This window comes from Streptomyces sp. NPDC042336 (genome assembly GCF_055581985.1).
In genome coordinates this window covers 23,749-35,999 of sequence record NZ_JBVJEA010000018.1, presented here as the reverse complement: position 1 = coordinate 35,999, position 12,251 = coordinate 23,749, and the positions used below count along the sequence as shown (strand labels likewise).

Sequence of the window (12,251 nt, the reverse complement as noted above, 5' to 3'; positions counted from 1 at the left end):
TACCGTCAAGTTCCGGGCACCGGGGGAGCGTTGCGGCGCTCCCCGGGCGTACTCACCACCGGATGGGCACCGGAAGGGCCGTCAGGAGCCCCGACACCGCGACCACCACGCCCAGCGCGGCGACCTCCGCGCGCGCGGGGGAGCACGCGGTCAGCGGATCGGCCGCGCGGCCCAGCCGGATCCTGGCCCACAGCGCGAGGACCGCGACGGCGGCCACCAGGAGCACCTTGGCGAGCAGGACCCGCCCGTACGCGGTGTCCGTCAGCTGGTCCAGGATCGTGCCCGCAGGCATCCGGCGCAGCGAACTGCACACCCCGGTGGCCGTGAGGACCGCCAGCAGGACGGCCGCCACGCGCGCGTAGAGCCCCAGCAGGGCGGGCCCCGCCGCCCCCCGCCACCGCCGCAGGGTGCGCAGCGCGTACAGCAGACCGCCCACCCACAGGGAGGCGCACGTCAGATGGACGAGGGTCAGGCCGGAGCCGAGCAGCGGGCTGTACTCGGTCGTGGGGTGCGCGCGCAGCGCGTCCGCGACGATCACCGCGGCCAGCGGCCACACCTGGAGTCCGGGCCGGCGCGAGGTCGCGCACAGCCAGGCCGCGAGGAAGCCGTTGACCTCCAGGAGGGCGAGTTTGCCGTCACGGGAGGCGTAGAGACCGCCGACGTCGATGTCGGCGGCGGAGCCGGGCACCAGGTTGCCGGTGGCCACGACCGAGGCCAGCCCCAGCGCGGCGACGAAACCGGCGGCGGCCGCGTACGGCGACCAGGAGCGGGGCCGGTCCGGGGGAGCGCCGGGCAGCGACCGGGCCAGGCGGTCCACGAAGAGTTCGCCGAGCGGAACGCTCAGCGCGGCGAAGAGCACCGTGCGCAGCAGGGCGATGCCGCCGGTGCCGGGTGCCTCGGCCTCCCCGGTGCCGTGCAGGGCGGGGGACGGACCGAGCACGGGTATCAGCGCGCCCAGCGCCACCAGCACGAGTACGGCCACGGTCCGGCCGGCCCCGGAGGGCCGCGAGTGGCGTCCCGTGTCGGTGGTCCGGGACGGCGGGCGTATCGAGGTCACCCCAGGATCTTCACCAAGTCGCCAGATCCGGGCAAGTTCCGCAGCGGGCCGGGCGGCTGCCCGGCCCGCTCCACGCGCGCGTGCGGATCACGCGCCCACGTGTCGGTGCGGCACCGGTTACCGGGTCACCGCGTCCAGCGCGTCGGCCGTGCCCCAGCCGTAGAAGCCGTTGCGGTTCTTCGGGCCCTCGCACACCGCGTCGACCTTGCCGTCGCCGTCGATGTCGTACGGCTCGGTGCACGCGGTGGCGTCGGCCTCGGCGTACAGCAGGGCCTTCACCAGGGCGGGGGAGGCGTGCGGGTGCGTCGACTTGATGAGGGCGGCGACGCCCGCGACGTGCGGCGAGGCCATCGACGTACCGGCCATGTAGCCCCACTTGCCGCCGGGCAGCGTGCCCAGGATCAGTCCGCTGGTGGCGGGCGGCTCCGGCGTCTGGTAGGCCGTCGAGTCGCCGCCGGGCGCGGCGATGTCGATGACGCCCCGGCCGTAGTTGGAGAAGGACGACTTGAGGCCCTTCGCGCCGGTCGCCGCGACCGTCACGACCCCCGGCAGCTGGGTCGGGATGTCCAGGCACTTCGACGGGTCGACCGTCCGGTCACCGGGCGTGGTGTCGTTCGGCGAGGACGGGTCGGTGATCTCGTCGGAGGCGAGGTCGTAGTTCTCGTTGCCGGCCGCGGCGACGTTGACCGCGCCCTTCTTCTCCGCGTACCGCGAGGCCCGCGAGACGGCCTCGACGAGCGCCTTCTGGTCCGGGTCGTCCTTGCAGTTGAAGTACCACGGGTCGGTGTAATAGCTGTTGTTGGTCACGTCGACGCCGTGCTCGGCCGCCCACATGAAGCCGCAGACCACGGCCTCGGTGTAGAAGAAGCCGTCGGGGTTGGAGACCTTGATGCCGGCGACCTTCACCCCGGGAGCCACGCCGGTCATGCCGACGCCGTTCTTGGCGGCGGCTATCTCACCGGCCACGTGGGTGCCGTGCGGGCTCTCCGCCGCGCTCGGCCGCCAGGCACCGTCGGTGGTGTCCGGCTTGCCCGCGACGCAGTTGACGGAGGCCCCGCGGTCGAAGTTCGGAGCGATGTCCGGGTGGGTGTCGTCGACGCCGGTGTCGATGACGGCGACGGTCACCTTCTGGCTGCCCAGCGACTTCTCGTGCGCCTTGTCCGCCTTGATGGCGGGCAGGTCCCACTGCAGCGACTCCAGCGGGTCCTGGCCCTCGGCCTTCGCGGAGGAGGCCTTGGCGGCGGCCAGGTCCTTGCCGCTGAGCACCTGCGGCGCGCCCGTGTCCGTGGTGGCGGCCGAGGGCAGCGGCGCGGTGCGGGTGGCGCCGGCCGACTGCACGCCGCGCGCCTTGCGGACGGTCTTCGCGAAGTCGGGGTTTGCGGAGTGGACGACGATCACGCCGATCCGGTCGTACGACGTGACGATCGTGCCACCCGCCTTGGCTATCGCCCGCCGCACGGTGGCCGAAGGGCCGTGCCCGGGGGCGACGTTGACGACGTAGCTGAGCGAGGTCGCGTCCGCCGCCGTCGAGGGGGCGGCCTCCGCCGCGGGGGCCGCGGCGGCCGGGGTGCCCGGCAGGAACGCCAGCGAGGCGGCCACGGCCAGGCCGGCCGGGATCGCGAGGGCGCGGCGGTGACGCGGGTGGGGTGCGGTCATGCGTGGTGTCTCCAGTCCGTCGGGAAAGCTCGGAAAACGCGTGATGCCGGTGCGTGGCAGGGAGGTGGAGGTGCCCACGTGGGCACCCGGGGGTGCCTGCGAGGCGTCGCTCACCTGATGCCCGACACCCTCGCGCCCGGTGCGACCGGCACCGCGAGCGCGAGCCCGCGTCTGGAGCGCGGGTCAATCGGGGAACGCAGATGATCCATGGGGTCTCCACATCATCCGGCAGACGGCACCCGCCCGGACACGGGTATCGGCCCGGGCAGGTACATGACGTAGTGGTGCAGGGTGAAGCTATCCCCCGAAGTCGCTGGCCAGCAATGACCCACCGGGGGTGACTTCGGAAAGTGCCACGGGTGTTGAACCGGTCCCCGCGGGGCGCCGTGTCGTTGGACAGGGAGCCCGAGCACCACCGGTTCCCCGCGAGAACACCGAGGTCCAAGCCGTCATGTCCGTCGTACGAGGAGACTCCGTGGCCACCGACGCACCGCCCCCCTCGAAAGAGGAACACCGACTCCCCTCCGCCGAGGAGTTCTCCGAAGTGCAGCAGAGCGCTGAGTTCGCCGAACTGCGCCGCGCCTTCCGCTCCTTCGCGTTTCCGCTGACCGTCGCCTTCGTGGCCTGGTACCTGCTCTACGTGCTGCTGTCGAACTACGCCGGCGGCTTCATGGGCACCAAGCTGTTCGGCAACATCAACTTCGCGTTCGTCTTCGGCATCGCCCAGTTCGTCAGCACGTTCCTCATCGCCTGGTGGTACTCGCGGCACGCCGCCGCGAAGCTCGACCCCAAGGCCGAGGCCATCAAGTCCCGGATGGAGGGCGGCGCATGAGCCCCGCACAGACCGTCTTCGCCGCCGAGCTGGCCGCCAACGAGGCCAGCGAGCACCGGCCGCTGATCATCACGCTCTTCGCCGTCTTCGTCGTCGCGACCCTCGGGATCACCGTCTGGGCGGGCCGCCAGACCAAGGACGCCGCCGACTTCTACGCGGGCGGCCGGTCCTTCAGCGCCTTCCAGAACGGCCTCGCCGTCTCCGGCGACTACATGTCGGCGGCGTCCTTCCTCGGCATCGCCGGCGCCATCGCCCTCTTCGGCTACGACGGCTTCCTGTACTCCATCGGCTTCCTGGTCGCCTGGCTGGTGGCCCTGCTCCTGGTCGCCGAGCCGCTCAGGAACTCCGGCCGCTACACGATGGGCGACGTCCTCGCCTACCGCATGCGCCAGCGCCCCGTGCGCACCGCCGCCGGCACCTCCACGATCGTCGTCTCGATCTTCTACCTGCTGGCCCAGATGGCGGGCGCGGGCGTCCTCGTCTCGCTGCTGCTCGGCATCACCTCCGACGCGGGCAAGATCCTCATCGTGGCCCTCGTCGGCGTCCTGATGATCGTGTACGTCACCATCGGCGGCATGAAGGGCACCACCTGGGTCCAGATGGTCAAGGCCGTGCTGCTGATCGGCGGCACCATCCTGATCACCTTCCTGGTGCTGCTGAAGTTCGACTTCAACATCTCCGACCTGCTCGGCAAGGCGGCGGAGAACAGCGGCGCGGGCTCCGCCTTCCTGGAGCCCGGCCTCCAGTACGGCGCGAACGGCACCACCAAGCTCGACTTCATCTCCCTGGGCATCGCCCTGGTGCTCGGCACCGCCGGTCTGCCGCACATCCTGATCCGCTTCTACACGGTCCCCAACGCCAAGGCCGCCCGTAAGTCCGTGAACTGGGCGATCGGCATCATCGGCGCCTTCTACCTGATGACCATCGCCCTCGGCTTCGGCGCGGCGGCACTCATCGGGAAGGACGAGATCATCGCGTCCAACCCGTCCGGCAACACGGCGGCGCCCCTGCTCGCCCTGCACGTGGGCGGCGTCGACTCGGCCTGGGGCGCGATCCTCCTCGCCACGATCTCCGCGGTGGCCTTCGCGACCATCCTCGCCGTCGTCGCGGGCCTCACCCTCGCCTCGTCCTCGTCCTTCGCGCACGACATCTACGCCAACGTCATCCGCAAGGGGCAGGCGACCGAGAAGGAGGAGATGCGGGCGGCCCGCTGGGCGACGGTCTTCATCGGCATCGTCTCCATCGCGCTCGGCGCCCTCGCCCGCGACCTGAACGTGGCCGGCCTGGTCGCCCTGGCCTTCGCGGTCGCCGCGTCCGCCAACCTGCCGACGATCCTCTACAGCCTGTTCTGGAAGCGCTTCACCACCCAGGGCGCCCTGTGGTCGATCTACGGCGGCCTGATCGTCGCCGTCGGCCTGGTGCTGTTCTCACCCGTCGTCTCCGGCGACCCGAAGGCGATGTTCCCGGACGTCGACTTCGCCTGGTTCCCGCTGAAGAACCCGGGCATCATCTCGATCCCGTTCGGCTTCCTGATGGGCTGGCTCGGCACGGTCCTGTCGAAGGAGGAGCCCGACAAGGCGAAGTACGCGGAGCTGGAGGTCCGGTCCCTGACCGGCACCGGAGCGCACTGACGCCCCCGCCCGACCGGTACCGGCGCGGCCGCTCGTAGATCCCTACGACGCGGCCGCGTCCCGCGTCGTGGGATCGGGCGGCTGTCGATGTCGGACCGGTCACGTAGGCTCGACGGTGTCGGAGGAGAGAAGTGCTCCACCGATCCGCGTCGAGGGAGGGGGCCCACGTGCTCATCGACACCTACGGCCGAGTGGCCACCGACCTGAGGGTCTCGCTCACCGACCGCTGCAATCTGCGCTGCACCTACTGCATGCCCGAAGAGGGCCTGAAGTGGCTGGCCAAGCCAGATCTGCTCACCGACGACGAGATCGTCCGCCTCATCGGCATCGCGGTCACCTCCCTCGGCATCGAGGAGGTCCGCTTCACCGGCGGGGAGCCGCTGCTGCGCCCCGGCCTGGTCGGCATCGTCGAGCGCGTCGCGGCCCTGGAGCCCCGCCCCCAGATGTCGCTCACGACCAACGGCATCGGCCTCGGGCGCACGGCGACGGCCCTGAAGGCGGCGGGCCTGGACCGGGTCAACGTCTCGCTGGACACCCTGCGCCCGGACGTCTTCAAGACCCTCACCCGCCGGGACCGCCACAAGGACGTCCTGGAGGGCCTGGCGGCCGCCCGCGAGGCCGGACTGACCCCCGTCAAGGTCAACAGCGTCCTGATGCCCGGGCTGAACGACGACGAGGCGCCCGACCTGCTCGCCTGGGCCGTCGAGCACGACTACGAGCTGCGTTTCATCGAGCAGATGCCCCTGGACGCCCAGCACGGCTGGAAGCGCGAGGGCATGGTCACCGCGGGCGACATCCTGTCCTCGCTGCGCACCCGTTTCGAGCTGACCGCAGAGGGCGCCGGGGAGCGCGGCTCGGCCCCGGCCGAACGCTGGGTGGTGGACGGCGGCCCGCATCGCGTCGGCGTCATCGCCTCCGTCACCCGACCGTTCTGCTCGGCCTGCGACCGCACCCGCCTGACCGCCGATGGCCAGGTGCGCACCTGCCTGTTCGCCACCGAGGAGACCGACCTGCGGGCGGCCCTGCGCTCCGACGCCCCGGACGAGGAGATCGCCCGCATCTGGCGCCTGGCCATGTGGGGCAAGAAGGCGGGCGCGGGCCTCGACGACCCGGCCTTCGTCCAGCCCGACCGCCCGATGTCGGCGATCGGGGGTTAGGGCCCGGGGCGGCTCCTCACGGCCTGCCGGAGTCCTCCGGGGCTTCCCACTCCGCGAGCGGGACCACGTCCTTCAGGAAGCCCCGCACCCCCAGGAACTGGGACAGGTGCTCGCGGTGCTCGTCGCACGCGATCCACGTCTTGCGGCGGTCCGGGGTGTGGAGCTTCGGGTTGTTCCACGCCAGCACCCACACGGCGGGGGTGCGGCAGCCCTTGGCGGAGCAGATCGGGGTGGTTTCGTCACTCACGGTTTCGTCTCGCAGATCCACGCACAAGGCCCGCACACAAGGCGACGCCGAGCAGCCACGGGGGGAGCTGCCCGGCGTCGGTCCGTCGCTCCGACGGGGGATGCGGAGCGCGTACGAAGTATGTCACGGCCCACCCGTCGCCCGGCACCGGAACCACACGATTCATCTGAGCATTTCTTCGGCCTGGCGTGGAATCGACGCCACCGCGAAGGGGCGCGCCCGGTCACGGCCGGCCGCGCGACTCGCCGCCCGGACCAGGCGCCGGATCGGCGGCGGCGGCCTCCGGGACGGGTTCCGCCGCGCCGTCCCTGTCCCGCGGCGGCATGATCATCGGTGGGGTCGGCACCGTCACGAACGTCGACGGCAAGGATGGCGCGTTCTCACGCCCGGCGTTGGCGATCACCACCGCGATGTACGGCAGGACCGCGCCGAGGACGAGGGCCACGATCGCGACGTGCCGTTCCACGTTCCACAGGCAGACCGCGAGGATCACCGACGCCGTACGGATGGACATCGAGATGATGTACCGCCGCTGCCGCCCGCGCACGTCCTCCTGGAGGCCCGTCCGGGCCCCGGTGATCCGGAACACCTCGGCACTGCCGCCGGCACTCTGCTTCCGCATCTGGTTCCACCATCCGCCCGCATCGGACACTCCCCGCCCCGCTCTCGTCCGCGGCCGCTCGGGGACTCCGGTCCCGGACAACTCCCCACGTTACGCCGCACCCGCGCCGCCCACGAGACCGGGGCACCCCCGATCCGGCCGCACCGCGTGCGCCGCCCGGCGCAGGCGCCGGTACCCCGTTCGGCCGTACGCGGCATGCGCCGTACGCGGTACGCCCGAACACTGGTGGCAATGCTCGCGTAGAGCCGGACGAGGAGGCAGCCATGGGCTGGTTGTGGGCGATCATCGTGGGATTCGTGCTCGGCTTGATCGCCAAGGCGATCATTCCCGGCAAGCAGCACATGCCACTGTGGCTGACCACCATCTGCGGCATGATCGGCGCGATCATCGGCAACGCGATCGCCCGCGCGGCCGGCGTCGAGGCGACGGCCGGCATCGACTGGTGGCGACACCTGTTCCAGCTGGTGGCGGCGATCATCGTCGTCGGCCTCGGCGACGCGGCCTACGCGTCGGTACGCGGCAACAGGCGGCGCGGACGGGCCTGACCGGCCCCGGGGCCACTCGGGCAGGCAGGGCGAAGGGGCGTACTCCGACAGCCGTACGGCGCCGGAGCGCGCCCCTCGCGCGTGCGCCCGCTCAGGCGCCGGTGACCTCCACCGCGGCCAGGTTCTTCTTGCCGCGGCGCAGCACCAGCCAGCGCCCGTGCAGCAGGTCCTCCTTGGCGGGGACGGCGTCCTCGCCGGTGACCTTGGCGTTGTTCACGTAGGCGCCGCCCTCGTTCACCGTGCGGCGCGCGGCGGACTTGCTGGCCACCAGGCCCACCTCGGCGAACAGGTCGACGACCGGGGCCGGCTCGGCGACCCGGACGTGCGGCAGCTCCGAGAGGGCCGCGGCCAGTGTCCGCTCGTCCAGCTCCGCCAGCTCGCCCTGGCCGAAGAGGGCCTTGGACGCGGCGATCACCGCGGCCGTCTGCCCGGCGCCGTGCACCAGCGTCGTCAGCTCCTCGGCCAGCGCCCGCTGCGCGGCCCGCGCCTGCGGACGCTCCTCGGTCTGCCGCTCCAGCTCCTCCAGCTCCTCACGGGAGCGGAACGACAGGATGCGCATGTATGTCGAGATGTCCCGGTCGTCCACGTTCAGCCAGAACTGGTAGAAGGCGTACGGCGTCGTCATCTCCGGGTCGAGCCAGACGGCGCCGCCCTCGGTCTTGCCGAACTTGGTGCCGTCCGCCTTGGTCATCAGCGGCGTGGCGTAGGCGTGCACGGACGCGTCCGGCTCCAGCCGGTGCAGCAGGTCGAGGCCGGCCGTGAGGTTGCCCCACTGGTCGCTGCCGCCCTGCTGCATCGTGCAGCCGTACCTCCGGTAGAGCTGGAGGAAGTCCATCGCCTGGAGCAGCTGGTAGCTGAACTCCGTGTAGCTGATGCCCTCGGAGGACTCCAGCCGCCGGGCGACGGAGTCCTTGGTCAGCATCTTGTTGACCCGGAAGTGCTTGCCGATGTCCCGCAGGAACTCGATCGCCGACAGGCCCTCGGTCCAGTCGAGGTTGTTGACCATCACCGCGGCGTTCTCGCCCTCGAAGGACAGGAACGGCTCGATCTGGCCGCGCAGCCGCTGGACCCAGCCCGCGACGGTCTCCGGCGAGTTCAGCGTGCGCTCGGCGGTCGGTCGCGGGTCGCCGATCTGGCCGGTGGCCCCGCCGACCAGCGCCAGCGGCCGGTGACCGGCCTGCTGGAGCCGGCGCACGGTGAGCACCTGCACCAGGTGCCCCACGTGCAGGGACGGCGCGGTCGGGTCGAAACCGCAATAGAACGTGACGGGACCGTCCGCGAGCGCCTTGCGCAAAGCGTCCTCGTCGGTGGACTGGGCGAACAGCCCGCGCCACTTCAGCTCGTCGACGATGTCCGTCACGGTTCTCGTGTCTCCTACGTGCTCATGCGGTGCTTGATGATCTTCGGGCAGTCGGGTGACGGCCGACTACGAGGTTATACGCCCTGACTGACAGAGCTCATATTGAAATCGGGGACCCGCAGCGCCGGCATCGCGGCCCTGGTGAACCAGTCACCCCACTCCCTGGGCAGCGTCTTCTCGGTCCCCCCGGCCTCCGCGGCCCGGCCCAGCAGGTCCACCGGCGACTCGTTGAACCGGAAGTTGTTCACCTCGCCGACGACCTCGCCGTGCTCCACGAGGTAGACGCCGTCCCGGGTCAGCCCGGTCAGCAGCAGCGTCGCCGGGTCGACCTCCCGGATGTACCAGAGGCAGGTCAGCAGCAGCCCGCGCTCCGTGCCCGCGACCATCTCGTCCAGGGACCGGTCGGGGTCTCCGCCGTCCAGGATCAGGTTGCCGACCGCGGGTGCCACCGGCAGCCCGGTCAGGGCCGCGCCGTGCCGGGTGGTGGTCAGCCGGTGCAGCTCGCCCCCGCGGATCCAGTCGGTCGCCGTCACCGGCAGCCCGTTGTCGAACACCGACTGGTCGCCGCCCGAGGAGTGCGCGACCACGAACGGCGCGCTCTCCAGCCCCGGCTCGTGCGGATCGCTGCGCAGTGTCAACGGCAGGGCGCCGAGCCGCTCGCCGAGACGGGTGCCGCCGCCGGGCTTGGAGAACACCGTGCGCCCCTCGACCGCGTCCCGACCGGAGGCCGACCAGTACTGGTAGATCAGCAGGTCCGCGACCGCGGTCGGCGGCAGCAGCGTCTCGTACCGCCCGGCGGGCAGCTCCACCCGCCGCTCGGCCCAGCCGAGGCGTACGGCCAGCTCGGCGTCGAGGGCCGCCGGGTCGACGTCCTTGAAGTCCCGGGTGGCGTGCCCCGCCCACGCCGACCGGGTCCGGTCCGGCGACTTGGCGTTCAGCTCCAGCGTCCCGTTCGGCTGGTCGTGCCGCAGCCTGAGCCCCGTCGAGGTGCCGACGTACGTCGAGGTCATCTCGTGGTTCGCGAACCCGTACAGCTCCCGGCCGCCCGCACGCGCGCGGGCGAACGCCTCCCCGAGGGCCGGCGCGAAGTCGGCGAACACCGCCGACGTGGTCTCGGCGGGCGCGTCGGTGAAGTCCGGGGACACCGCCCCGCCCGTGACCAGCGGCTGGGCGTCCTCGGCGGGTCCGGCACCCCGCGCGGCGGCCTCGGCGGCCCGCACCAGGGGCTCCAGCTCGTCCACGGTCACGGCCGAGCGGGAGACGACCCCGGAGGCCGTGCCCTGCTGCCCGTCGACGGTGGCGACCACCGTCAGCGTGCGCCCGCGCGTGACGCCGTTGGTGGTGAGCGCGTTGCCCGCCCAGCGCAGGTTGGCGGTGGACTCCTCGTCGGCGATGACGACGCACCCGTCCGCCCGGGACAGCTCCAGCGCCCGCTCGACGATCTCGTGCGGCTTGTTGGTGCGGACGCTCATCGACCCGCCTCCTGCGTCGTGTTGAGGATGTTGACTCCCTTGAAGAGGGCGGACGGGCAACCGTGCGACACGGCCGCGACCTGCCCCGGCTGGGCCTTGCCGCAGTTGAAGGCACCGCCCAGGACATACGTCTGCGGACCGCCGACGGCGGCCATGGACCCCCAGAAGTCGGTGGTCGTCGCCTGGTACGCCACGTCCCGCAGCTGTCCGGCGAGCCGCCCGTTCTCGATCCGGAAGAACCGCTGCCCGGTGAACTGGAAGTTGTAGCGCTGCATGTCGATGGACCAGGACCGGTCACCGACGACATAGATCCCGCGGTCGACGCCCCCGATCAGATCCTCGGTCGACAGCCCGCCCGGATCCGGCCGCAGCGACACGTTGGCCATGCGCTGCACCGGCACGTGCGCGGGCGAGTCGGCGTAGGCGCACCCGTTGGACCGCTCGAACCCGGTGAGCCTCGCGATCCGCCGGTCGAGCTGGTACCCCACCAGCGTGCCGTCCTTCACCAGGTCCCAGGACTGGCCCTCGACGCCCTCGTCGTCGTACCCGACGGTCGCCAGGCCGTGCTCGGCGGTGCGGTCGCCGGTGACGTTCATCAGCTCGGAGCCGTAGCGCAGCTTGCCGAGCTGGTCGAAGGTGGCGAAGGAGGTGCCGGCGTAGGCGGCCTCGTAGCCGAGGGCGCGGTCCAGCTCGGTGGCGTGCCCGATGGACTCGTGGATGGTCAGCCACAGGTTCGACGGGTCGACGACCAGGTCGTACAGCCCCGCCTCGACGCTCGGCGCGCGCATCTTCTCGGCGAGCAGCTCCGGGATCTCGGCCAGCTCCGCGTCCCAGTCCCAGCCGGTCCCGGTCAGGTACTCCCAGCCCCGCCCGGTCGGCGGCGCCAGGGTGCGCATGGAGTCGAACTCGCCGCTGGAGTCGTCCACCGACACGGCGGTGAGCACCGGGTGCAGCCGCACCCGCTGCTGCGTGGTCACCGTCCCGGCGGTGTCGGCGTAGAACTTGTTCTCGTGCACGGTCAGCAGCGAGGCGTCCACATGGTCGACCCCGTCGGCCGCCAGCAGCCGCGCGCTCCAGTCGGCCAGCAGCGCCGACTTCTCGGCGTCGGGCACGGCGAAGGGGTCGATGTCGTACGCCGAGACCCAGGTCCTGTCGGCGTGCACCGGCTCGTCCGCGAGTTCCACCCTCTCGTCCGACCCGGCCGCCCTGATCACCTGCGCCGACAGCTTCGCCATCGCCACCGCCTGCGAGGCCACCTTGGCGGCGGCGTCCAGGGTCAGGTCCACGCCGGACGCGAAGCCCCACGTACCGCCGTGCACCACCCGCACCGCGTACCCGAGGTCGGTGGTGTCCGAGGACCCGGCGGGCCGGGCGTCCCTGAGGCGCCAGGAGGCGTTGCGCACCCGCTCCAGCCGGAAGTCGGCGTGCTCCGCACCGAGGGCACGCGCCCGGGCGAGAGCGGCGTCGGCGAGGGCGCGTAGGGGGAGTGCCGTGAAGGCTTGGTCGATGCTGTGAGGCACCTGCGTCTCTTTCTGTCGGCGTGACCGGTCGTCTGCCGCGACACCGGGGGCTGCGCCGCATCATGTCGCGTCGGGGGTCCGGCGACCACACCTTTCCCGCCGCGCCGGGAACCGGTTCTGTAGGGACCCGACAGACAGCCCCGTAAGCCACT

Annotated in this window: 11 protein-coding genes; 4 read left to right on the top strand and 7 right to left on the bottom strand. The window is 71.9% G+C overall.

What is annotated here, in order from left to right:
• Positions 1-52: 52 nt before the first annotated feature.
• Positions 53-1,057 carry a CopD family protein gene (locus ACZ6IM_RS30285; RefSeq protein ID WP_469560763.1) on the bottom strand — a complete coding sequence of 335 codons (1,005 nt, stop codon included), beginning with the start codon at positions 1,055-1,057 and terminating at the stop codon, positions 53-55.
• A 117-nt stretch (positions 1,058-1,174) separates the two neighbouring features.
• The gene (locus ACZ6IM_RS30280; protein ID WP_469560760.1) at positions 1,175-2,713 is read right to left on the bottom strand and encodes a S8 family serine peptidase; all 1,539 of its coding nucleotides are present in this window, start codon (positions 2,711-2,713) and stop codon (positions 1,175-1,177) included.
• A gap of 475 nt (positions 2,714-3,188) precedes the next feature.
• Between ACZ6IM_RS30280 and ACZ6IM_RS30275 the strand changes: the two genes are divergently transcribed.
• The 3 genes from ACZ6IM_RS30275 (at position 3,189) to moaA (ending at position 6,333) form a co-directional block, all read left to right on the top strand.
• The gene (locus ACZ6IM_RS30275; protein ID WP_469560757.1) at positions 3,189-3,545 is read left to right on the top strand and encodes a DUF485 domain-containing protein; all 357 of its coding nucleotides are present in this window, start codon (positions 3,189-3,191) and stop codon (positions 3,543-3,545) included.
• Positions 3,542-5,176, top strand: coding sequence for a solute symporter family protein (locus ACZ6IM_RS30270; RefSeq protein WP_052841807.1), 1,635 nt, complete (start codon positions 3,542-3,544; stop codon positions 5,174-5,176). The genes ACZ6IM_RS30275 and ACZ6IM_RS30270 overlap by 4 nt, the downstream gene beginning before the upstream one ends.
• Positions 5,177-5,343: 167 nt before the next feature.
• Complete coding sequence (gene moaA, locus ACZ6IM_RS30265; protein ID WP_469560753.1) at positions 5,344-6,333, top strand: GTP 3',8-cyclase MoaA; 990 nt, start codon at positions 5,344-5,346, stop codon at positions 6,331-6,333.
• Between the two features lie 16 nt (positions 6,334-6,349).
• Here the strand turns inward: moaA and ACZ6IM_RS30260 are convergent, their stop codons facing one another.
• Positions 6,350-6,580, bottom strand: coding sequence for a hypothetical protein (locus tag ACZ6IM_RS30260; RefSeq protein ID WP_469560750.1), 231 nt, complete (start codon positions 6,578-6,580; stop codon positions 6,350-6,352).
• Positions 6,581-6,803: 223 nt separating this feature from the next.
• Positions 6,804-7,202, bottom strand: coding sequence for a DUF3099 domain-containing protein (locus ACZ6IM_RS30255; protein ID WP_469560747.1), 399 nt, complete (start codon positions 7,200-7,202; stop codon positions 6,804-6,806).
• A gap of 263 nt (positions 7,203-7,465) precedes the next feature.
• Between ACZ6IM_RS30255 and ACZ6IM_RS30250 the strand changes: the two genes are divergently transcribed.
• Positions 7,466-7,747 (top strand): GlsB/YeaQ/YmgE family stress response membrane protein, encoded by a 282-nt coding sequence (locus ACZ6IM_RS30250; protein ID WP_052841803.1) that lies wholly within the window; start codon positions 7,466-7,468, stop codon positions 7,745-7,747.
• A gap of 91 nt (positions 7,748-7,838) precedes the next feature.
• On the opposite strand, the gene tyrS is transcribed toward ACZ6IM_RS30250, so the two are convergent.
• From tyrS to ACZ6IM_RS30235, 3 genes are all read right to left on the bottom strand, one after another.
• On the bottom strand, positions 7,839-9,107 hold the full coding sequence (gene tyrS, locus ACZ6IM_RS30245; RefSeq protein ID WP_469560744.1) for a tyrosine--tRNA ligase: 1,269 nt from the start codon (positions 9,105-9,107) through the stop codon (positions 7,839-7,841).
• 74 nt (positions 9,108-9,181) lie between these two features.
• Complete coding sequence (locus ACZ6IM_RS30240; RefSeq protein WP_469560741.1) at positions 9,182-10,579, bottom strand: metallopeptidase TldD-related protein; 1,398 nt, start codon at positions 10,577-10,579, stop codon at positions 9,182-9,184.
• Positions 10,576-12,099, bottom strand: coding sequence for a TldD/PmbA family protein (locus ACZ6IM_RS30235; protein WP_469560738.1), 1,524 nt, complete (start codon positions 12,097-12,099; stop codon positions 10,576-10,578). Before ACZ6IM_RS30235 ends, ACZ6IM_RS30240 begins: the two co-directional genes overlap by 4 nt.
• Between the last annotated feature and the right edge of the window lie 152 nt (positions 12,100-12,251).